This window comes from Spirillospora sp. NPDC048823 (genome assembly GCF_043198445.1).
Lineage (GTDB): Bacteria > Actinomycetota > Actinomycetes > Streptosporangiales > Streptosporangiaceae > Spirillospora.
This window is the reverse complement of the sequence record NZ_JBICUT010000020.1, coordinates 126,401-148,440: the sequence shown is the minus strand read 5'-3', so window position 1 is coordinate 148,440 and position 22,040 is coordinate 126,401. Positions and strand designations below refer to the sequence as shown.

At 72.5% G+C, this 22,040-nt stretch carries 18 protein-coding genes; 11 read left to right on the top strand and 7 right to left on the bottom strand.

The annotated features are described in order from the left end of the window. Together ACGFK0_RS33785 and ACGFK0_RS33780 are read right to left on the bottom strand one after the other, a co-directional pair. Positions 1-255: hypothetical protein (locus tag ACGFK0_RS33785; protein WP_392912407.1), on the bottom strand; the 255-nt coding region annotated here is incomplete at its 3' end. Between the two features lie 496 nt (positions 256-751). Further along, a complete protein-coding gene (locus tag ACGFK0_RS33780; protein ID WP_392912405.1) occupies positions 752-3,232 on the bottom strand; it encodes a tetratricopeptide repeat protein in 2,481 nt (826 codons plus the stop codon). 172 nt (positions 3,233-3,404) lie between these two features. Here ACGFK0_RS33780 and ACGFK0_RS33775 point away from each other — a divergent pair, with 172 nt between their 5' ends. Then, complete coding sequence (locus tag ACGFK0_RS33775; RefSeq protein WP_392912403.1) at positions 3,405-3,860, top strand: carboxymuconolactone decarboxylase family protein; 456 nt, start codon at positions 3,405-3,407, stop codon at positions 3,858-3,860. A gap of 59 nt (positions 3,861-3,919) precedes the next feature. Then, positions 3,920-4,381, top strand: coding sequence for an iron chaperone (locus ACGFK0_RS33770; RefSeq protein WP_392912401.1), 462 nt, complete (start codon positions 3,920-3,922; stop codon positions 4,379-4,381). A 113-nt stretch (positions 4,382-4,494) separates the two neighbouring features. Here the strand turns inward: ACGFK0_RS33770 and ACGFK0_RS33765 are convergent, their stop codons facing one another. Then, positions 4,495-4,875, bottom strand: a complete 381-nt coding sequence (locus tag ACGFK0_RS33765) for a hypothetical protein (protein WP_392912399.1) — start codon at positions 4,873-4,875, stop codon at positions 4,495-4,497. 99 nt (positions 4,876-4,974) lie between these two features. On the opposite strand from ACGFK0_RS33765, the gene ACGFK0_RS33760 reads away from it, so the two are divergent. Together ACGFK0_RS33760 and ACGFK0_RS33755 are read left to right on the top strand one after the other, a co-directional pair. After that, positions 4,975-6,744, top strand: coding sequence for an HSP90 family protein (locus tag ACGFK0_RS33760; RefSeq protein WP_392912397.1), 1,770 nt, complete (start codon positions 4,975-4,977; stop codon positions 6,742-6,744). Next, positions 6,741-9,401: a hypothetical protein gene (locus ACGFK0_RS33755; protein ID WP_392912395.1), complete on the top strand. Its 2,661-nt coding sequence runs from the start codon at positions 6,741-6,743 to the stop codon at positions 9,399-9,401. The genes ACGFK0_RS33760 and ACGFK0_RS33755 overlap by 4 nt, the downstream gene beginning before the upstream one ends. Here the strand turns inward: ACGFK0_RS33755 and galK are convergent, their stop codons facing one another. Further along, entirely contained in the window at positions 9,402-10,571 is a 1,170-nt protein-coding gene (gene galK, locus ACGFK0_RS33750) for a galactokinase (protein WP_392912419.1), read from the bottom strand. It lies immediately after the preceding gene. Next, positions 10,568-11,521, bottom strand: coding sequence for a UDP-glucose 4-epimerase GalE (gene galE, locus ACGFK0_RS33745; RefSeq protein WP_392912393.1), 954 nt, complete (start codon positions 11,519-11,521; stop codon positions 10,568-10,570). The genes galK and galE overlap by 4 nt, the downstream gene beginning before the upstream one ends. A 358-nt stretch (positions 11,522-11,879) precedes the next feature. Here galE and ACGFK0_RS33740 point away from each other — a divergent pair, with 358 nt between their 5' ends. The 4 genes from ACGFK0_RS33740 to ACGFK0_RS33725 are packed head-to-tail and all read left to right on the top strand — an operon-like array spanning position 11,880 to position 15,380. Continuing rightward, positions 11,880-12,365, top strand: a complete 486-nt coding sequence (locus tag ACGFK0_RS33740) for a transporter associated domain-containing protein (RefSeq protein ID WP_392912391.1) — start codon at positions 11,880-11,882, stop codon at positions 12,363-12,365. 18 nt (positions 12,366-12,383) lie between these two features. Then, a complete protein-coding gene (gene trpS / locus ACGFK0_RS33735; protein WP_392912417.1) occupies positions 12,384-13,517 on the top strand; it encodes a tryptophan--tRNA ligase in 1,134 nt (377 codons plus the stop codon). Further along, complete coding sequence (locus tag ACGFK0_RS33730) at positions 13,507-14,229, top strand: 2'-5' RNA ligase family protein (protein ID WP_392912389.1); 723 nt, start codon at positions 13,507-13,509, stop codon at positions 14,227-14,229. The genes trpS and ACGFK0_RS33730 overlap by 11 nt, the downstream gene beginning before the upstream one ends. Before the next feature lie 53 nt (positions 14,230-14,282). Then, the gene (locus ACGFK0_RS33725; RefSeq protein ID WP_392912387.1) at positions 14,283-15,380 is read left to right on the top strand and encodes a YihY/virulence factor BrkB family protein; all 1,098 of its coding nucleotides are present in this window, start codon (positions 14,283-14,285) and stop codon (positions 15,378-15,380) included. Here the strand turns inward: ACGFK0_RS33725 and ACGFK0_RS33720 are convergent. Then, positions 15,350-15,778 (bottom strand): nuclear transport factor 2 family protein, encoded by a 429-nt coding sequence (locus ACGFK0_RS33720; RefSeq protein WP_392912385.1) that lies wholly within the window; start codon positions 15,776-15,778, stop codon positions 15,350-15,352. The two genes, ACGFK0_RS33725 and ACGFK0_RS33720, sit on opposite strands and share 31 nt — an antisense overlap. Before the next feature lie 220 nt (positions 15,779-15,998). Then, positions 15,999-17,213 (bottom strand): D-alanyl-D-alanine carboxypeptidase family protein, encoded by a 1,215-nt coding sequence (locus tag ACGFK0_RS33715; RefSeq protein WP_392912383.1) that lies wholly within the window; start codon positions 17,211-17,213, stop codon positions 15,999-16,001. 542 nt (positions 17,214-17,755) lie between these two features. Here ACGFK0_RS33715 and ACGFK0_RS33710 point away from each other — a divergent pair. The 3 genes from ACGFK0_RS33710 to ACGFK0_RS33700 all read left to right on the top strand — a co-directional run bounded on the left by ACGFK0_RS33710 (position 17,756) and on the right by ACGFK0_RS33700 (position 21,860). Further along, on the top strand, positions 17,756-18,922 hold the full coding sequence (locus tag ACGFK0_RS33710) for a glutamate--cysteine ligase (protein ID WP_392912381.1): 1,167 nt from the start codon (positions 17,756-17,758) through the stop codon (positions 18,920-18,922). A 346-nt stretch (positions 18,923-19,268) separates the two neighbouring features. After that, positions 19,269-20,633, top strand: coding sequence for a M20 family metallopeptidase (locus ACGFK0_RS33705; protein WP_392912415.1), 1,365 nt, complete (start codon positions 19,269-19,271; stop codon positions 20,631-20,633). A gap of 168 nt (positions 20,634-20,801) precedes the next feature. After that, positions 20,802-21,860, top strand: coding sequence for a BMP family protein (locus ACGFK0_RS33700; RefSeq protein WP_392912379.1), 1,059 nt, complete (start codon positions 20,802-20,804; stop codon positions 21,858-21,860). The last annotated feature ends 180 nt before the right edge of the window (positions 21,861-22,040 follow it).

The window sequence follows — 22,040 nt, the reverse complement described above, 5'->3', positions numbered from 1 at the left end:
CTCTACCTCGGCCGCACCGCCCGATTCGCCAGCCCGGGGCAGCGCCGAGTTCTCGAAACGCTGTACCCCACCTGCGTAGTGGGCGGCTGCGAAGTGCCAGGGACGCTGTGCGAGGTGGACCACGTGTCCGGCTGGGCCCTGGACGACAACCCCACCAACATCGATAATCTCGCTCTGACCTGCGGGTTCCACAATCGCTTCAAGGCGGCCAACCCCGACCAGGTCCACATCGCCCGAACCGCCGACGGACGCCACGCCTACCGGCTCCAACCACCCCGCGACGCCCGCCGCCGACACCGTCCACCACCGGAACCACACTCCGGCACCCCGAACCCCCGGCAGCCGGAACACACCACCGCTACACCCAACTCATCCACAACCAGCCCACCCACAACCAGCCCACCTACGACCAGCCCACCGACGACCAGCTCGTCGTGCGCACCGGACCCGAGCCCGCGACAACGGCACCGGCGCCGCACCCCACGGAAAGGCACCCCCAGCCGGGGGAACCGCCAAACCGCCGACCCTTGGGACCCAATGCCACATTCCGCCGTCAGGCCATGATCGTCCACCCCGTCACGACCTGTTCCCGTCGCGACCTGTTCCCGTCGCGACCTGTTCCCGTCGCGACCTGTTCGTGATTCAGCGCGGTACCGGCCGGTGCCCCGGTGGGGTGGTCAGGTGTTCACACTGACTGCGATCGCCACCCTTGTCGGTCTCCACTGCAATTCCAGTATTCGCGCTTGTCGCGTCAGGGCTGTGGAATCAGGTCTTGTAGGACGGCCTGGGCGGCGGTGCGGTGTTCGGCGGCTGCGGGTGGGTCCGTCTCATCGAGGGCGGCGGCGATTCCCTCGTGGGCCAGGGCCTCGGCGAATCGGTAGCCCAGTTTCGGTGCCAGGTCCAGGGCTTGGCGGTGCAGGCGCAGGGCCTCTTCGGGGAGGCCCGCCAGGCGGCAGGTCTCCGCGTAGCCGTCCAGGAAGTGGATCTTCCAGTGTTCCTCGAACAGTTCGTCGAGCAGGGCGAACGCCCGGCGGTGGCAGGCGAGCGCCTCGTCGTACCGGCCCATCTGGCGCAGTGCGACGCCCTGGCAGTTGAGGCACCATGCCTCGTTGTGCTTGTGCCCGTCCTCGCGGGCGGAGGCGAGCGCCTGCTCCAGGTGCTCCATCGCCTCGTCGGGTTTTTCGTCGGCGATGGCCACGCCGAGGGTGATCCGGGCCGTCAGCGTGGGGGGCCACGCGGGGTCGGTGTGCGGGAGGGAAAGCGCCTCGCGGGCCAGTCGTGCGGCGTTCTCCCGGTCTCCGAGCTGGAGCAGGGCCCAGGCCTCGTAGGCGGTCGCGTGGGCGGTTCCCATCGGGCAACCGGCGTCCGCGTAGAGTTCACCGGCCCGACGGAAGAGGCCAAGGGGCTCTTCGACGTGGCCCTCGTCCCATCTGAGGTATCCGCGGCGCATGGTCAGTTCGGCCGTTGACCTGGTGTTCCCGGACACCAGCGGCGCCGCCGCCTCGTACGCGGCGTCCGCCTCCGCCATCCGGCCCGCGTTGTAGCGGGCGAAGCCCAGGTCGCTGTGCGCCTCGGCCAGTTGCAGCGGATCGTCCAGGCGCTGCGCGGCGGCCAGTGAGTGCTCGAAGAGGACGTTGAGGTGCGTCGTGCCGCAGCGCCGCGCGAAGAAGGCCCGCATGAAACGCGGCAGCTCGCACACGTGCACGTCGGCTCCGGCGGTGGCCGCGGCCTCGAAGACGGCCATCAGGTTGGCGTACTCGGTGGTGAACCAGAAGAGCGCGGAATGCTTGTCGGTGAATGCCGGCAGCGCGGCCGGAGGACGGCCGGCGGTGACCTCCCGGGCGGGGGACAGGTACGACGCCGCGGCGTCGGCGGCGGCCGCCGCGTGCACGTAGTAGTCGAGCACCCGGCCGAGCGCCTGCTCCAGCTCCGGCTGTGACTCCTGCTCGGCGGCGGCCCGGCGGGCGTGCTGGCGTACCAGGTCGTGCAGCCGGTAGCGTCCGGCCGCCGGCTGCTGGACGAGGTGCGCGTCGAGCAGATCCTCCAGCATCGCCCCGGCTCCGCGCAGCGGCACGTCCGCCAGCGCCGCGGCGACGTACTCGTCGAAGGTCGAGCCGGGCAGCAGGCCCAGAAGCCGGAAGAAGCGGCGCTGCGCCCGGTCGAGCTGCCGGACGGACATGGCGAACGCCGTGTCGAACTCGGTGGCGCCCTCCGCCATCCGCTCGACGAGGATCCCCACGGTCCAGCCCGGCCGGTGCCGCAGCCGCGCCGCGGCGAGCCGCAGGGCCAGCGGCAGATGGCCGCAGAGCCGCAGGACCTCGGCGGCGGACTCCGGGTCGCGGGCCAGCCGGCCGTCGGGCCCGCCCGGGTCGCCGCTGGCGCGGGCCAGCAGCTCGGCGCTTTCGTGCGGGGACAGCACGTCCAGCGACACCGGGGGCACCTCGTCCAGGCCCAGCAGCCGGTTGCGGCTGGTGATCAGGGCGACGGTCGGTCCGGCGCCGGGAAGCAGCGGGCGGACCTGGTCGGCGTCGGCGGCGTTGTCGAGGACGACGACGGCGCGCCGGTGGGCCAGTTCGGAACGCCAGCAGGCGGCCAGCGCCTCGATGCCGCCCTCCTGCGGGATCTTCTCCGATGGCACGTCGAGTGCGGCGAGTAGGGTCCGCAGCGCGGGGTCGGGATCGAGCGGTTCCCGTCCGGCGGTGAAACCGTGCAGGTCGACGTAGAGCTGGGCGTCGGGATAGGCGTCGGCGAGCCGGTGCGCGGCGTGCACCGCCAGGCAGGTCTTGCCGACGCCCGCCATGCCGTCGACGGCGACCACCCGGCTGCCGTCCACCGCGGCGAGCACGGCGGCGAGCTGGGCCTCGCGTCCGGTGAAGTCGGGCATGTCGCGCGGCAGGTCGTTGCGGGGCGGGCGCGGCGCCCCGGCCGGTGGCGAGGGCGGCTGGACCTGGCGGCTGGTCTTCGGGGGCGCCGCCGGCGAGCTGGACGCCCGGACCCACAGGGGACGCAGTGGGCGGGGGTCGCGCTTGACGAGGCGGCACAGCGCGATCACCGCGGACCAGGGCGGCACGGTCTGGCCGCCGAGGTAGCGCGACAGTGACGACGAGCTGAGGTCGGCGTCCCGCGCGAGGGCCCGGACGCCGCGCCCGGACAGCTCCTGGAGCAGCCGCAGCCGGGCCGCCAGCTCGTCACGTGGGTCGGCATGTCCCGCTGCAGGCTGTTGCACCGCCATCGCGCGCCTCCCCTGTCCCGTCCCCGTGAACGTTTCCTGGGACGAGTCGCCGCTGCTCAGAGGTGTTTCAGCTGTCCCAGGGCGTCCCATCGCCGTCGTCATCGTAAGCCCCACCGGCTGTGATGGAGACACGCCCCGCAAGGCAGGCGCCCACCCAGAGGAGGAACCCGCGATGCAGTCTCGTATGGAGAACCCGGCCGCCGTCCTGTCCGGCGCGATGCAGCCCATCCAGGAGATCTTCAAGGCCGTCCATTCGGGCGGAGTGGACGGGCGGACCCTGGAGCTGGTGCACCTGCGGGTCAGCCAGATCAACGGCTGCAGCGCCTGCGTGGACGCCGGCGCCAAGACGGCCCGCAAGTCCGGAGTGAGCGAGGAGAAGCTGGCCACGGTCGTCGCCTGGCGGGAGGCGCCGTACTTCACCGGCGAGGAGCGGGCGGCGCTCACGCTGGCGGAGGCCGCCACCCGGCTGGCGGACCGGCCCGACGCGGTGAGCGACGAGATCTGGGACGTCGCCGCCACCTACTTCGACGAGAAGCAACTGGCCGCGATCGTCCTGATGATCGGCGTCACCAACCTGTTCAACCGGCTCAACGCCACCACCCGGCAGGTCGCCGGCGCGTGGGGATAGAGCGGAACCGCAGAGACCCGCAGAGACCCTCAAGACTCAACGAACAAGGAGACCCCACCATGAGCGGAACGCAGAAGACCACCACCGCGGCCGGCGAGAAGTTCGACGGGTTCACCGACGACGAACGAGCCGCGATGAAAGAGCACGCCCGGGAGCTGAAGGCGGCCGCGCGGCTGGGCAAGGCCAAGGCGGACGGGGAGCGCGACGTCCTCGCGAAGATCGCCGAGATGGCGGACGCGGACCGGGTCATCGCCGAGCGGCTGCACGAGATCGTCAAGACCGCGGCGCCGGACCTGGTGCCGAGGACCTGGTACGGGATGCCCGCCTACGCCAAGGACGGCAAGGTGCTCTGCTTCTTCCAGAGCGCGCAGAAGTTCAAGGCGAGGTACGCGACGCTGGGTTTCAACGACGTGGCGAGCCTCGACGACGGCGCGATGTGGCCGACCGCCTTCGCCCTGACGGAGCTGACCGCCGACAACGAGGCCCGGATCACCGCACTCGTGAAGCGGGCGGCGGGCTGAGCACTCCCCTTGCCGCCGCCGAGCGAGCCCCGGTCCCACGGCGGGTCCGGGGCTCGCTCGCGCCCGGCCGCCGTGCGGCTGCCGGTGACGCCGGTGCCTTCTCGTCCGGGCGCCTAACGGCTGGAGGGCGTCCAGGGGAACGGGGCGAGGTCGGGCTCGACCCATCCCGTCCGCGCCTGGGCGCCGGCCAGTGTCGGGGAGCGGTAGAAGCGTGTGAGCAGGCGCTTGTCGAGCAGTGCGGGATGCCGTTCGGCGAAGGCGGCGAAGTCCGGGCGGTCATGCTCGGCCGTGTGGTGGGCCACCAGCTCCACCCAGGCCCGGCTGACGGTGGCGTGGTACTTCTGGGGCGCCCCCGCGTAGCGGGCGGGGCGCCGTATGCCGTCGCTGACCAGGGCGATGGCCGCGGGCATGCCGACGCGTCGCACCGCCAGCCAGGTCAGGTGGACGTGCTGGCGGTGGCCGAAGGCGTCGGCGGACGCCATCACCTCGGCCATCAGCTCATCGAAGACATCGGCGCTGGGAAAATCACCGGAATGTGGTCGGTATCGGTCGCTAGGGTGTGATCGCGTATGAGGGTGATCGGGGGGGCGTCGGTGGCGGATCAGGCATTTCAGGTGGATCTGCGCGGGGTGGTGGATCTGCTGAGCCGCCATCTGTACGCGAGCCCGCGGGTGTATCTGCGGGAGCTGCTGCAGAACGCGGTGGACGCGATCACCGCGCGGGGCGGGGACGGCGGCCGTGTGGCGATCGAGACCGGTGGCGGGACGCTGCGGGTCCACGATGACGGCGTCGGCCTCACCGCGGACGAGGTGCACACGCTGCTGGCCACGATCGGGCGGTCGTCCAAGCGCGACGAGCTGGGGTTCGCCCGGCATGACTTCCTCGGCCAGTTCGGGATCGGGCTGCTGTCGGCGTTCCTGGTCGCGGACGAGATCGAGGTCGTGACGCGGTCCGCGCGCGGCGGCGACGCCGTCAGGTGGACGGGGCGTTCCGAGGGCAGCTACCGCGTCGAGCCGGCCGAGAGGGACGAGCCGGGGACGACGGTCACGCTGCGGGCCCGCCCGGGCGCCGCCGAACTGCTGAGCCCGCCCGTCGTGGCGGATCTCGCCCGCACGTACGGGTCGCTCCTGCCGGTCGATCTCACCGTCGACGGCGTCCCGGTCACGGGTGGCGGGCCGCCATGGCGGGCGTCACACCGCGATCCGGCCGGGCGGCGGCGGGCACTGGAGAAGTACTGCGAGGAGCTGTACGGGTTCACGCCGTTCGACGTGGTCGATCTGGACGTGCCGGAGGCGGGCCTGACGGGAGTGGCGTTCATCCTGCCGCAGGCCGTCTCGCCGACCGCGCGCGCCTCCCATCGCGTCTACCTCAAGCGGATGCTGCTGGCCGAAGGTGTGGAGGGGCTCCTGCCCGAGTGGGCGTTCTTCGCGCGGTGCGTCGTGGACGCGGGGGAGCTGCGTCCGACCGCGAGCCGCGAGGCCCTGTACGAGGACGAGTTGCTCGACGCCACGCGGGAGGGGCTCGGAGAGGTCCTGCGGCAGTGGCTGGTCCGGCTGTCGGAGACCGACCCGCCGCGGCTGCGCGGGTTCCTGCGGCTGCATCAGCTCGGCGTGAAGGCGATGGCCCTGCACGACGCCGACATGCTGCGGATCGTGGACCGCTGGCTCGACTACGAGACGTCCGCCGGGCCGATGACGCTGGCCGAGTTCCGCCGGCGGCACCCGGACGGCCGGTTCACCCCGAGCGTGGACGAGTTCCGGCGGCTGTCGGCGGTCGCGGGGGCGCAGGGCGTCGGGCTCGTCAACGGCGGCTACGTCCACGACACGGAGATCATCGAGCGGCTGCCCGAACTCGACCCCGACATCCGTCTCGCCCGGCTGGACGCGGCGCAGCTGACCACGACGTTCGGTGTCCTCGACCCGGCGGCGGAGCTGGCGCTGCGGCCGTTCCTGGCGGCGGCGCAGCGGGCGGTGGAGCGGCTCGGCTGCGAGGTGGTGATCCGCGACTTCGACCCGGCGTCGCTGCCCGCCCTGTACCTGACCAGCCGCGACGCGCAGTTCCGCGAGGAACTCGGCCGGGCGCGGGACGAGGCCGACGAGCTGTGGGCCGATGTGCTGGGCGCGGTCGGCGCCACCGCCGGCGTCGAACGCCCGCAGCTGGTGCTGAACCACCGCAATCCGTTGGCCCGGCGCGTCACGTCCCTGGGGGAGGACGGGCCGGTCGAACCGGCCGTCCAGGCGCTGTACGGGCAGGCGCTGCTGCTCGGCCACCATCCGCTGCGTCCCGCCGACACGGCGGTCCTGAACCGTTCGTTCATCGGCCTGCTGGAGTGGGCCGTCCACGCCCCGGAGGCGCCCCAGTGAGCTTTGACGACGTCGCCGCGCTGCTGGCGCAGGCGGACGAGCTGCCCTACGGGGAGGCCCGCACCATCCTGGTGGAGGACGCGCTGCGCCGCGCCGAGGCGGCCGGTGACGAGGTGCTGGCGTTCCGGGTGCGGGCCCGGCTGACCGACGCTTACCAGTACGGGGGCGAGCCCGCGAAGGCCCTCGCGACGTTCAGCCGGACGCTCGCCGAGCACGACCGCGACCCCGGCCGGTTCGACGAAACGCATGTGCTGCTGTGGCAGATGAAGGCGGTGGTGTCGTCCCTGACGCTGTTCCCCGAGATCCCGCTCGACCGCACCTACGCCCTCCTGGACGACATGGAGCGGCGCTACCTCGCGGGCGGCCACAGCCTCCAGGCCGTCTACCGGCGCCGCCACGTGGTCGCCCGGCATGTGGGTGACGGGGCGGCCGGCGACTGGTATCTGAAGTGGCGCGCCGCCCGGCGGGACGAGCTGTCGGACTGCGAGGGCTGCGACCCGACCGGCATGGTCCGTCACCTCGCCCAGGCCGGACGGCACGAGGAGGCGTTCGAGATCGCCGCGCCCGTGCTGACGTCGGAGCTGTCGTGCAACGAGCAGCCGCAGTCCGTCCTGACCGCGATGCTGCCGGTGTATCTGCGCACGGGCCGCCCCGAGCAGGCCGCCGACGCGCATCGCCGCGCCTACCGGGTGCACCGGAGCAGGCTCGCCGATCTCGGCGACATCGCCGAGCACCTGGAGTTCTGCGCGATCACCGGCAACGAGGCGCGGGGCCTGGAGATCGTGCAGCGGCATCTGGGGTGGCTCGACCGGGCGCCGAGCCCGCACTCGGAGATGGAGTTCGCCGCGGCGTCGGCGCTGGTCCTTGACCGCGTCGCGGCGGCCGGGCACGGCGGCGCGACGGTCCGCCGTCCCGCGTCGGACGGCCGCCCGGCGGCGGACGTGCCGCTGCCCGAGCTGCGCACCGAGCTGGCCGAGCGCGCGACGACGCTGGCGGCCCGGTTCGACGAGCGGAACGGCACGTCCCACCAGGGCGACAGGGTGCGCGCCACGCTGGCGGCGGAGCCGGTCGCGGACTTCCTGCCGCTGGCCGCCCACCACCGCCGTCCCGTCCCTGCATCGGCGCCCGCCCCGCAGGAGGACATCGCGTCGGTGGACGACCTCGACGCGCTCCTGGACATCGCCGACAGGCGCCGCATCCAGCGGGACGTGGAGGTCACGCTCGCCGCGTGGAAGCGTTTCGACGTCCTCGCGGAGTCGGCCGAGCCGACACCGCTGCAGAAGGCCCGCCGGCTGGACGGCCGGGGCGTCGAGCGCGCCCTCGACGGCGACGAAGAGGGAGCCGTCGAGTGCTGGGAGGAGGCGTCCCGGCTGTTCGGCGGACTGGGCGACGACACGCGCCGCCACCGCGCGCTCGGCCGCATCGGCGCGATGCACGCGCAGATGGGCGACCCGCGCGGCCTGGAGGAGATGACCGCCGCCGTCGAGCATTTCGCGAGCCACCCCACCGAGGACGGCGACGCCACCGGCTCGCTGCTGCGGCTCGCCAACGCGCACGTGGAACAGGACCGCCCCGCCGACGCCCTCGCCGTGCTCGGCCGGGTCGACCCGGACGACGCCCCCGACCGGGCGGGTGAAGTGTGGTTCGTGCGGGGGCAGTCGCTCCTGATGACCGGCGAGACCGGCGACGGCGTCGCGTCGCTGCGCCGGTCCGTGGAGGCCGCTCGCGCGTCCGGGGGCGCGCGGGAGGCCGCCACGCCGATGCTGCTCCTCGCCCGCGTCCTGGCGGGCCGCGAGGGCGGCCCGGACGAGGAGGCGCTCTCCCTGTTCGACGAGGTGATCGCCGCGGTGCCCGCCGGGTCGCCGATGCGTGCGGCGGCGCACTCGGAGCGGGGTCTCGCGCTGCTCGCCGCCGACCGCCCGGCGGACGCCGTCGCCGACCTCGCCGAGGCCATCGCGGGCTGGACCGCCGAGGGACTGCACGAGCAGGCCGTCCACCTGCGCGTGGACCTCGCCGCCGGCTACCTGTCCACGGGGCGGTTCCTGGAGGCCGCCGAGGCCGCCGAGGAGGCGCTGCCCGCCCTCGAAGACCTGCCCGACCGCGGCGCGGGGCGGCGCTGCCGACTGATCCTCGCGCACGCGCAGAAGAACCTGGGCGAGGAGGACGCCGCCGCGACGTTCGCGACCCTCGCGGAGGACGCCGGGGAGGACGGCGAGCATGGCGCCGTCGCCCACTTCCTCGACGAGGCCGGTGAGGTCCTGACCGGCCTCGACAGGGACGCGCAGGCCGCCGAGCGGTTCGCCGCGGCGGCCGAGGCGTTCGAGAAGGCCGGCGACCCGTACGGCGTCGTCCGCGCCCGCCGCCGCGCCGCGATGTGCCTGCTGTGGTGCGGCGAGCGCGACGAGGCCGTCCCCGCGATGGAGGCGGCCCGCGCGGCGCTGGCGAGCCTGCCACCGGACAACGAGCCCGCCCGCATCTGGGAGACCGCGCTGGTCTCCTACGACCAGGCCCGCCTGCTGGCGCAGGTCGGGCGGCTGCCGGAGGCGGCGTCCCTCGCGTCCGCCGCCGTGGACGGCTTCAGCACCCTGGACGAGACGGGCCCCGCCGAGGAGGCCGCCCGCCTCCGCGACGACATCACCTCCGCCATGCGGGAGTGACTACCAGCCGATGGGAACGCGGTATCCGCCCCCGGCGGGAATGGTCTCGATGAACTCCGGGGACGCCCAGCCGCGCTCGTCGTAGGCGGCGGCGATGGCGTCCCGCACCCTGTCCGCGCGGTCGCCGGGGGTCAGGACGAGCACGGAACCGCCGAAGCCGGCGCCGACCATCCGGCCGCCGCGGGCACCGGCCCGCAGGGCCGCGTCGACCGCCGTGTCCGCCTCGGGCCAGGACACCTCGAACTGGTCGCGCAGCGACAGGTGCGAGGCGTTCAGCATCGCGCCGAGCTCGCCGGCGGCCCCGGCGCGCAGCAGCCCGGCGGCGGCCTCGACGCGGTGGTTCTCGGTGACGACGTGCTGGACGCGGCGGCGCAGGACCGGGTCGCGCAGCGTCCCGAGGGCCCCGGCGAGATCCTTGACGTCGCGCAGCGCCTCGACGCCCAGCAGCGACGCGGCCTCCTCGCATTCGGCGCGCCGCCGCGCGTACTCGCCGCCCGTGAGGGCGTGCGAGGCCCGCGTGTCGACCACGAGGACGGCCAGGCCCGCCTCGGCCGGGTCGAACGGGATGGGCGACCACAGGCCGCTGCGGCAGTCGAGGAGCAGAGCGTGATGGGGGACGCTCAGCAGCGATGCCGCCTGGTCCATCAGCCCGCACGGCATGCCGACCTGCTCGTTCTCGGCGCGCTGCGCCAGCCGCGCCAGGTCGGCACGGCCGATCTCGACGCCGTACAGGTGGCAGAGCGCCAGCGCGGTGGCGCACTCCAGCGCGGCGGACGACGACAGCCCCGCGCCCTGCGGCAGGTCCGAGTCGACGAGCAGGGACGCGCCGCCCGTCCCGTGTTCGCGCAGCACCCGCGCCATGCCGACCGGGTACGCCGCCCAGCCGCGGTCGGGCGGCCACCCCTCGGCGACGACCGGGCCGCCGTCCACCGGTGCGGTGACGGCGGTGGGGGCCTGGAGCGAACGGACCTCGACCACGCCGTCGTCGCGGCGCGCCGCAGCGACCGACACGCCCTGAAGGAGCGCGAACGGCAGCACGAGACCGTCGTTGTAGTCGGTGTGCTCGCCGATCAGGTTGACGCGGCCGGGTGCGCGCCAGACGCACTCGGGTGCGCGCCCGAAGGCCGTGCCGAACGCCTCGGTGAGGGCGGGGGCGTGGTTCGTGATCATCGGGACCGCAGGAACGTCCACGCGTCGTCGACCATGGTGCGCAGGTCCCGCTCGGGCTTCCAGCCCAGCTCCGCCTGGATCTTGTCGGACGAGGCGACCAGCACGGCCGGGTCGCCGGGACGGCGCGGCGCGATCTCGGTGGGGATCTCCCGTCCGGTGACCTCGCGGCAGACCTCCACGACCTGCCGGACGGAACTGCCGGTGCCGCTGCCCAGGTTGAAGATCTGGTGGGTGCCCGGCGCGCAGGCGTCCAGCGCCAGCAGGTGGGCGCGGCCGAGGTCGACCACGTGGACGTAGTCGCGGACGCAGGTGCCGTCCGGCGTCGGGTAGTCGTCGCCGAACAGCCGCACGGACTCGCCGTCCCCCTGCGCGATCTTCAGCACGTTCGGGATCAGGTGGGTCTCCACGGTGTGCCGCTCGCCGTGCCGGCCGTAGGCGCCCGCCACGTTGAAGTACCGCAGCGAGACCCCGCCGAGGCCGTGCAGCCGCGCGTACTCGGCCAGCGCCGTGTCGATCGCCAGCTTGGACGCGCCGTACGGGTTGGTCGGGCGGGCCGGGTCGGTCTCCACGATCCCGGGCGAGTCGAGATCCCCGTACGTCGCGGCCGTCGAGGAGAACACGATCCGCGCGACGCCCGCGACGCGCATCGCCTCCAGCAGCGCCAGGGACTCGCCGAGGTTCTTGTCCCAGTACAGGCCGGGCTTCTCCACCGACTCGCCGACGAGCGACTTGGCGGCGAAGTGCAGGACGGCGTCGAACCCGGCGCCGCCGAGGACCTCCGCGGCCGTTTCCCGCAGTGTGCCGCGCACCAGCCGGGCGCCCTCCGGAACGGCGTCCTCGTGCCCGGTGGACAGGTCGTCCAGGACGACGACCTCGTGCCCCGCCTCCAGGAGCAGAGCGGAGACGACGCTGCCGACGTAGCCGGCGCCTCCGGTGACGAGCAGCTTCACTGACGTACCTCCACGGAGAGAGTCTTGGACGGCGGGGTTCGCCCAGGCTATCCGGAACGCCGAACGGGGAAGGCTGAACAGATGGACCGGACACCGTCCCGGCCGCCCGGGGGCCACGCACGCACCCTGGCCCGCCCCCTGGTCTGGCTGCTGTGGAGCTCGACCAACCTCGTCGTGCGGCTTTCGGGCGGCGACCCGGCAGCGCTCCGCGAGGAGCTCACCGCCGAGCGCATGCGGGCGCTGGTCGCCGAGAACACCCAGCTCACAGCGCTTCGTGCACATCCGCGACCTGCTTGTCCCCGACCCACCGGACGGCTCGGGCGGTCCGCCGGTTCGGGATCCGGTGAATCGGGACCCGGTGGTTCGGGTCCTGCCTGTCCTGTCGGAGATGCGCCGCGAGGGCTGCCACCCGGCGATCGTCATGGACGAGTACGGCGGCGTCGCCGGGATCGTCACGCTGGAGGACCTCGTGGAGGAGCTCATCGGCGACATCCGCGACGAATATGATGTGCAGGACGCGCAGGCACGGCGCCTGCACGGCGGCGTGGTCGAGGTCGACGGCCTGCTCAACCTGGACGACTTCGCCGACGAGACCGGCATCCGGCTGCCCGCCGGGCCCTACGAGACGGTCGCCGGGCACATCATGGCGGTGCTGCGCCGCGTGCCCGCCGAAGGCGACTCGGTGGAGGCCGCGGGCCGCCGGCTCGCGGTGGCCCGGATGGACGGCCGGCGGGTGGCCCGCGTGCGCGTCATGCCGCGGGCGACGCCGCAGGCCGTCACGGTGCCGCCCGGCACCCCGTCCGCGACCCCGCGGGCGGCCATCGGAGCCTCCGGCGACACCTGAGAGAATCGGTCCGTGCACATGCCCGAAGCGTCCAGCCCAGTGCCCAGCCCCGCAGCGCCCGCCGAAGCCGCCGCCGCGGCCACCCCCCGCGTGTTCTCCGGCATCCAGCCAACCGCCGACTCGTTCCACCTCGGCAACTATCTGGGCGCGCTCCGGCAGTGGGTCACGATGCAGGACACCCACGACGCGTTCTACTGCGTGGTCGACCTCCACGCGATCACCATCGGGCAGGACCCGGCGGTGCTGCGCCGCCGGACGAAGGTCGCCGTCGCGCAGCTCCTTGCGATGGGCCTCGACCCCGACCGCGCCACCGTGTTCGTGCAGAGCCACGTCCCCGAGCACGCCGAGCTGGCATGGGTGCTGGGGTGCCTCACCGGGTTCGGCGAGGCCGGGCGGATGACCCAGTTCAAGGACAAGTCGTCCAAGCAGGGCACGAGCGGGACGACCGTCGGGCTGTTCACCTATCCGATCCTGCAGGCCGCCGACATCCTGCTCTACACGCCCGAGCCGGGCGAGGGGGACCGGGCCGTTCCGGGGGGTGTGGGGGGTCGTCCCCCCACAGGGGGACCGGTGCTGCGCGTGCCGGTCGGCGAGGACCAGCGGCAGCACCTGGAGCTGACCCGCACGCTCGCGCAGCGCTTCAACCACCGGTTCGGCGAGACGTTCGTGCCGCCCGAGGCGCACATCCCGCCGGGCGCCGCGAAGATCACCGACCTGCAGGAGCCGGACGCGAAGATGAGCAAGTCCGCGTCGTCCCCGCAGGGGATCATCGACGTGCTGGAGGAGCCCGGCCCGATGCGCAAGAAGATCATGCGCGCGGTCACCGACACCGGCTCCGAGGTCGTCTACGACGAGGAGAAGAAGGCCGGCGTCACCAACCTGCTGCGCATCTACTCCGCGCTGGACGGCACGTCCATCCCCGACCTGGAACGCCGGTACGAGGGCTCCGGCTACGGGCAGTTCAAGAAGGACCTCGCGCAGATCGTCCTCGACACGTTCACACCGATCAGGGAGCGCACGCTCAAGCTGCTGGACGACGAGGCGGAACTCGACCGGCTCCTCGCCCACGGCGCGGGACGCGCGTCCGAGGTCGCCGTGCGCACGATGGAGATCGTGCGCGACCGGGTGGGGTTCGTGGGACGTGGTCACTGACCGTCCGACACACGACGACGCCGCGGAGGGCCCCGGGGAGGCGCCCTCCGCGAGCGGCGGCGGCGCGGCGGAGGGAGTCTCCGGCGGGTCCGGCGGTCCCGGCGTCTGCCGCGACGCCGGGCACGGGGCGGCGGTCCGCGCGATCGGCGTCGCGATCCCGATCCCCGACCCGCACGGCGCGCATCTGCAGGCCAAGCGCGAGTCGTTCGGCGATCCCCTCGCCTCCGCGATCCCCACGCACATCACACTGCTCCCGCCGACCGAGGTGGCCGATCCGGCGCTGGGCGCGGTCGAGGACCATCTGCGGGAGATCGCCCGCACCGAGCGGCCGTTCCGGATCAGGCTCCGCGGCAGCGGAACGTTCCGGCCGGTCTCGCCGGTCGTCTTCGTGGCGCTGGCCGAGGGCATCGGCGGCTGCGAGCGCGTCCAGGCGCGGGTGCTGTCGGGCCCGCTGGCCCGGCCGCTGCCGTTCCCGTACCACCCGCACGTCACCATCGCCCACCACCTGCCCGACGACGTCATGGACCGGGCGTTCAAGGACCTCGCCGGCTACGCCGCCGACTTCGACGTGTGGGGCTTCTCGCTGTACGAGCACGGCGTGGACGGCGTGTGGCGCCCGCAGTGCGACTTCGTCTTCGGCGAGGGCGGCCCGGTTCCGCACACGCCCCCCGCCGAGGGCGGCCCGGACCCGCGTGGGCAACGCCGCGTTTAACGTTCGATTACCGTCCGCGGTATCGGGTGGCCCGTGCTGGGTAGGTTGCGTGCATGCGCCAGGCGATCAACAGGGTTCAGCGGCGAAGCGAGTCCCTGTTCGCCCAGGGCAAGGGCCTGCTGCGCGACGCCCGCGAACGCTGGCGATGGTTCGACCACCACATCCGGGCGCTCCGGCGGTACCAGGAGCGGCGCGGCGACCGCCTCGCCGCGGCCCTCACCTGCTACGCCTTCCTGTCGTTCTTCCCGCTGCTGGCGCTCGGGTACTCGCTGCTCGGCTACCTCGTCGGAGTCAGTGCGCAGGCCCGCGCCTACTTCGTCCGGGCGGTGGACTCGCTGCTGCCCGGCCTGGCCGCCGAGATCCGGGTCGAGGAGATCGCCCAGTCCAAGACGGCCGTCGGGATCATCGGCCTGGCCGCCCTGCTGATCACCGGGCAGGGCTGGGTCCAGGTGCTGCGCGAGTCGCTCCGCGACATCTGGGGCAACGAGCCCGACGGCGACGGCAACTATTTCGTCGAGCGGTTCTGGGACCTGGCGGTCCTGGCGTTCCTCGGCGTGGTCCTGATCTGCGGCATGGGGGTCTCCACGGTCACGACGGCCGCCACCAGCACCGTCCTCGGGTGGTTCGGCCTGCAGGACGTGGCGGGTGCGGGCACCGGTCTGCGGATGCTGTCCCTCGCCTGCGCGATCATGTTCAACACCGTGATCTTCCTGGTGCTGTTCACCCGGCTGTCGGGGACGCGGGCGCCGTGGCGGCGGATCATCCGCGGCGCGCTGTTCGGCGCCGTCGGCTTCGAGGCGCTCAAGCAGGTCGCGACGCTGCTGGTCGCGCGGGTGACGGAGAACCCGGTGTACGGGACGTTCGCCGTCCTGGTCGGGCTGATGGTGTGGATCAACATCGCGTCGCGGTTCACGCTGTTCGTCGCCGCGTGGACGGCGACCCGGCGGATCGTCCTCACCGCCGACGCCGGCAACCCGGAGAACGTCGCCGACCCCGATGAGGTCGAGGAACTCCGGGAACGGGCCGAGGCGGACGAACACGAGCGGGAGGACCCGCCCGTGCAGGATTCGCCGGCGCAAGACCCGCCGGCGCAGGACCCGCCCGAGCGGGACGCGCCGGCTCAGGACCAGAAGGCGTCGTCGGCGTACTGATCCTCGGCCAGCGTGCGGATCTCGGTGATCTTGCCGTCCCGGATGCGGAACAGGTCCACCGAGCGGCCGTCCAGGACCCGGCCCGGACGTTCGGCGTAGGTCTGGACGAGGGCGGCGCCGTACTCCTCGTTGGCCATCACCGAGTAGGGCTCGGCGCGGAACGTCCCGCCGGACAGCTCGAACAGGCGGACATAGAAGCCGAGGATCTCTTCGGGGGTGCGGTACTCGCCGCACAGGGGCCCGCGGCCGGGGACGCGGTGGACGACGTCCTCGGCGAGCAGTCCGCGGATGAAGGCCGTGTCGCCCTTGGCGAAGGCCGTGTAGCCGTCTTTCAGCAGCGTCACGTTGGGATGTTCGAGCGCGGGCGCACCGAGCGCAGAGACGTACATGTCGGACATGGCGCGCTTCCTCCTGTGGCGCCGGTCCGCCGTCTCCTGCAGCGGCGGCGAGGTCACCGGCGCACCGCGAGCGTAAGCCCGCCGGCGCGGCCAGGCCAGCGCCCCTGGTGCGGGTCAGAGAACCTTTACCGGCGCGACCGGTGCGCGGCCACCGGCCTGTGCGCGGCCATCGGCCTGTGCGCGGCCACCGGCCTGTGCGCGGCCACCGGCCTGTGCGCGGCTACCGGCCGCCGCGCAGCGACTTGTCGAACCGGCGGCGGCGCAGGACCGCGAACAGCACCGCGATGGCCAGCAGGGCGCCCACGGCGCCGCCGCCCACGAGCAGCCACCTGCGGGACGCGTCGTCCGAGGCGAGCGGGGCGTCGGGCAGCACGCCGCCGGAGCCGGCGTCCTTCTTGGCCTGCTCCGGGTTGCCGGGGGAGACCAGCACGCCCACCGGCTGCACCTTGCCGTGGGCGGTGAAGCCCCAGTCCAGCAGCTTGGCGGCGTACGGGGACGGCGGCCGGTCGGCCTTCATCAGCGCGATCACGATCGTGCGCCCGCCGCGCCGTGCCTCGGCGACGAAAGTCTGCCTGGCGGCGATCGTGTACCCGTTCTTGCCGCCCAGCATCCCGTCGTAGGCCTGCCGTTCGCCCGGCAGCATGCGGTTGTGGGTGTGGATCGGATATCCGCCGACCTTCTTGCCCTTCTTGCGCTCCTTCTTGGTCGGCGGCGCCGGGAACTTGTGGTCGATCGCCTGCATGTACGTGCGGTAGTCGGGGTTCTTCATCCCCTCGCGCAGGATGAGCGCCAGGTCGTACGCCGAGGTGTGCTGGGTGCGGAGGTCCAGCCCGAGGTCCACGTCCAGCCCGTTCGCCGACCCGGCCAGGGTGTCGTGCGCGTTGATCCGCTTGGCCTCGGCGTTCATGTCGGCGAGGGTCTTCTTCATGCCGCCGTTCGCCTCGGCCAGCGCGACCGCCGCGTCGTTGGCCGACATCATCAGCAGCGCGTGGAACAGATCGGAGATCTTGTAGCGCATCTTCGGGGTGAGCCCGACCTTGGTGCCCTCGACGTCGCACGCCTTCTGCGAGGGCCGCACGAGCCGGCCGGCGTCCAGTCGAGGGACGAGGGCCAGCGCGGTGAGTGTCTTGATCGTGCTCGCCGGGAGGTAGTGCCCGTGCGGATCCTTGGCGGCCAGCACGTCGCCGGTCTCGGCGTCCGCGACGAGGTACGAACCCGCCTTGATCTTGGGCAGGTCGGGGACGCCGGCGGCCTTGTTGACGACGATGCCCCGTCCGGCGAGCTGCGGGCCGCCGACCGGCTCCGTTCCCGGGGCGCCGGACGGCGCCGCCTGCGGTGCCGTCAGCGGCGGGGCCTGCGGCGCGGCGGTGGCGGGGGCCGCCACGAGGACGGGTGCCGCGGCGAGCGAGGCCGCGGCCAGGGGCACTGTGAACACCGTCAAAGCGCGGCGGGCACCGGCCCGCCCTCGTCGCTCTGCTCGCAAGCTTCCGACGCTCCTCGTTCCCGCGGAAGCCCTCTCGCTCCCGGCGCGCATGCGCTCGACGCCCATGACTCCCCCGAAGACTAGGCGACCTATCCGGCGAAGGGGTACCCGGTCGGGAAGACGGCAAGCGCGTGACGTACGCGACTTAACGGGACGCAAGGTGCAGATGTGGCCAACACGGTACGTAAGGGACAACCCCTATCGGTTACAGTCCGTCATCGGCGGTATTTTGGGACGGGCTAACTAGTTCGATCGGATGGTGCCGAAGACGAGATCGATGACCGAAAGGTATGGCCCCGCCGTGCGCACTGACCCTCCGCATGAGTCAATTGGGCCGCAAAGGGCATGGAGACCCGGCAGGGTCGCGGGCACGGGCACCATCATGGAGCCAACACGTGACCTGGACCGGCGTTTGTCCAGGCTTAGGGACCCGCTGGCTGAATTGCGCCACGTGCCACGCAACGACCTGCAAGGATTGTGGACGGAGGTTGGCCGTGGCCATTGACTTCAACGCATCGAACGGGGCGACGCTCGGCGTCGAGTGGGAGATCCAGCTCGTCGATGCGGAGACCAGGCACCTGCGGCAGGACGCACGCGAGGTGCTCGCCGACCTGCCCTTCCTCAGCGAGGACGGCGACAACCCGCGCATCCGGCACGAGCTGATGGAATCGACGGTCGAGGTCGTCACCGGCATCTGCGACACCGTCGGCGAGGCCAAGGCCGACCTGGCCGGAACGCTCGCCGCCCTCCGGTCCGCCTCCGGCGAACGCGGCATCGAGCTGGCCTGTACCGGCACCCACCCGATCAGTGACTGGCGGGACGCGGTCATGGCGCCCATGCGGCGCTACGCCGAGCTCATCGAGGAGATGCAGTGGCTGGCCCGGCGCATCCAGACGTTCGGCGTTCACGTCCACGTCGGCATCTCCGACGGCGCCAAGGCGATCCCGATCGTCAACGCGCTCTCGTCCTACCTTCCGCATTTCCTCGCGCTCACCGCGTCCAGCCCGTTCTGGAGCGGCAGCGATACCGGCCTGGCATCCTGCAGGGCGGTCGTCTTCGGTCAGCTGCCGACGGCCGGTCCTCCCCACTCGTTGGACGACTGGGCGGCCTTCGAGGATTACATGGACACGCTTCTGCGTTCGGGAACGATAAGGAGCATCAAAGAGGTCTGGTGGGACATCCGCCCGCATCCCGACTTCGGGACCGTCGAGATCAGGATGTTCGACGGCATCCCCACCATGCGTGAGGTCGGCATGGCGGCGGCGCTGTGCCAGAGCCTGGTCACGCTGTTCGAACAGCAGCTCGACCGCGGCTACACCCTGCCGCGGCCGGCCGCCTGGGTGGTGCGCGACAACAAGTGGCGCGCGACCAGGTACGGGCTCGACGCCATCGTCATCACCGACGACACTGGGAACACCGCGCCGCTCCGCGACGACCTGTACGAACTGATCAGGGAGCTGGAGCCGGTGGCCGACCGGCTCGGCTGCGCCGAGGAGCTCAAGGTGGCCGGCGAGGTCCTGGAGCACGGCGCCCCGTACGAACGCCAGCGCGCGATCCGCGCCGACGGCGGGACGCTCGAGAACATCGTCGACGCGGCGATCACCGAGCTCGCGGAGGACAGGTTCGTCACACTGGGGGAGGTCGCACATGCCGGAACCTGAGGAACCGGCCGTCCCGGGGAAGCCGCGCCGCACCGCCGACCCTGAGCGCACCGTCCCCGGCCGGGACGCCGGCTCCGGACAGGGCGCGGGCCCGGAGTCCGGCCTCGAATCCGGCGCCGTCCGTGAACCCGAGGGCGGCCCTGAGGAAAAGACAGAGAAGACCACCGGGCGGAGACCCTTCGACTCCGCCGTCGCGCAGGGGGCGCAGATGACACGTCCAGGACCCGGGGTGATGCCCGGCCTTGAACCACCCGCCGCCCCGGGGCCCGTGGGCCCCGAGGGCCGGGACGAACGCGGCGCGGCTTCCGCCGCGCCCGTTTCCAAGATCGTGCCGGCCCGCGAGAACATGCCGGTGGAGGAGGATCTGGTGGTCGGCGAGGACGCGCCCGAAGGTCCGGAAGGCCCTGTCACCGGCGAGATCGTGCCGGGTCCCCCCGCCGCGGGCGCCGCCTCCGCCGGGTCCGAGGTGCTCGGCGGTGCGGTGCTGCAGCCGCAGCTCGACGCGTTCCTGTCCGGGCACGAGGACGAGCTGATCGAGTTCCGCCGCGACCTGCACATGCACCCCGAGCTCGGCTACGCCGAGCACCGCACCACCAAGAAGATCGCCGAGCGGCTCCGCGCGGCCGGGCTGGAGCCGGTGATCCTGCCGCGCGGCACCGGGCTGTTCTGCGACATCGGCCCCGCCGACGGCACCACGGTCGCGCTGCGGGCCGACATCGACGCGCTCCCCCTGGAGGACGAGAAGGGCGGCGTCCCCTACCGTTCGACGGTCCCCGGCGTCGCGCACGCGTGCGGCCACGACGTGCACACCGCGATGGTGCTGGGCGCGGGCCTGTTCCTCGCCCAGCAGGCGGAGGCGGGGCTGCTTCCCGGCCGGGTGCGGCTGCTGTTCCAGCCCGCCGAGGAGACCCCGGGCGGCGCCCTGGACGTCATGGCCGCCGGCGGCATCGCGGGTGTCGACCGCGCGTTCGCCCTGCACTGCGACCCCCGCATCGAGGTCGGCCAGCTCGGCCTGCGCACCGGCCCGATCACCGCGGCCTGCGACAAGGTGTACGTGAAGGTCACCGGTCCCGGCGGGCACACCGCCCGGCCGCACCTGACCGCCGATCTCGTGTACGCGCTCGCCAAGATCGTCACCGAGCTGCCGTCGGCGCTGTCGCGGCGCGTCGACCCGCGCTCCAGCCTGTCGCTGGTGTGGGGTCGGGTCTCGGCCGGCTCGGTCGCCAACGCCATACCCGACGACGGGATCGCCGAGGGCACCGTCCGCTGCCTCGACGACGACGCGTGGCACCGGGCCCCGGAGATGATGAAGGCGCTGCTGCAGTCGGTCGCCGCCGCCTACGACGTGGAGGCGTCCCTCGAATACGTCCGGGGCGTCCCGCCGACCGTGAACGAGGCGACCAGCGTGCAGATGTTCCGCGACGCGGCCGCGCAGGTCATGGACGAGGAGGGCGTGGTCCCGACCCCGCAGAGCCTCGGCGGTGAGGACTTCGGCTGGTACCTGGAGTCGATCCCCGGCGCGCTGGCGCGGCTCGGTGTCCGCACCCCCGGATCGTCCGGCGAGTACGACCTGCACCGCGGCGACTTCGATGTCGACGAGCGGTGCGTCGCGGTCGGCGTGCGGGTGCTCAGCGCGACCGCGCTGACCGCGCTGTGGGAGGGCGGTCGTCCCGGCGACGCCGCAACGATCGAGGGTGCCGCACTGGCGTAACCCCCCATTCGGGCGCTGACCTGTGGCGATATGCCTACGCGTTGGTAACGGACCTGTTGCGAATCAGTGCAAGCGGGAAGTTTGCCCACATTCGCGAGGTAGCGTCCGATCGATTTCGGTGGCCGGTCCGGCCGCCGACCCTGGGTGGGGAACGGAAGGAGCGCTACCTTGCGCCGTGGACTGAAGATTTCACTCGTCACCGTGACGGGTGCGGCGCTGACGTTCGCCGCTTCCGCGTGCGGTGGCAAGCAGGCGGACACCGGCGGCGGCGACGAGGGCGCCAAGAAGACCCTCAAGGTCGGTCTCGCGTTCGACATCGGCGGCCGCGGTGACCAGTCGTTCAACGACTCGGCAGCGGCCGGCCTCGACCGGGCGAAGAAGGAACTGAAGCTCGAGACCGAGGAGATCTCGGCCAAGCCCGACGAGCCCGACTCCGACAAGGAGTCGCGGCTGCGCCTGATGGCCAACCAGGGCTACAACCCGATCATCGGCGTCGGCTTCGCCTACACCACCTCGGTGGTCAAGGTCGCCAAGGACTTCCCGAACACCAAGTTCCTCGTCGTGGACGCCGACCAGTGCAAGGTCGACGGAGCCAACGTCAGCGGCGCCTGCTTCGCCGAGGAGCAGGGTTCGTTCCTCGTCGGCGCCGCCGCGGCGCTGAAGTCCGAGAGCGGCACGATCGGTTTCATCGGCGGCGTCAACGTGCCGCTGATCCACAAGTTCTTCGCCGGCTACCAGGCGGGCGCGAAGGCCGCCAAGCCGGACATCAAGATCCTTCCGGCGAAGTACCTGACGCAGCCGCCGAACTTCAACGGCTTCCAGGACACCGGCCTCGGCAACGAGGCCGCGAAGGGCCAGCTCGACCAGGGCGCGGACGTCATCTACCACGCCGCGGGCGGCGCCGGCATCGGTGTCATCAAGACCGTCGGCGCGGCCGGCAAGTGGGCGATCGGCGTCGACTCCGACCAGTACAAGCAGCCCGCGGTCGCCGGGGTGAAGGACCAGATCCTCACCTCGATGGAGAAGCACGTCGACGTCGCGGTGTACGACTTCGTGAAGAGCGTCGCCGACGGCAACGTCAAGGCCGGCACCAAGACGTACGACCTCAGCAACAACGGCGTCGGCTACGCCACGTCCGGCGGTCACGTCGATGACGTCAAGGGCAAGCTGGACGAGCTGAAGGCCAAGATCGTCAGTGGTGAGATCAAGGTCCCGACCAAGGCGTGACCCTGGCGGGGCCTGACCGTTGCGGGGCGTGACCCCGCACGGTGACGTGACCGGCCCGTTTCGTCCGGCCGTAATCGCGCACCGGGCGTCACCGAACTGATGACGCCCGGTGCGCGGCACGTTCCGTCGCACACCGGGCGTCACGTCCCACAGCACGTTCGAGGCAGGAGGAGGGGCACT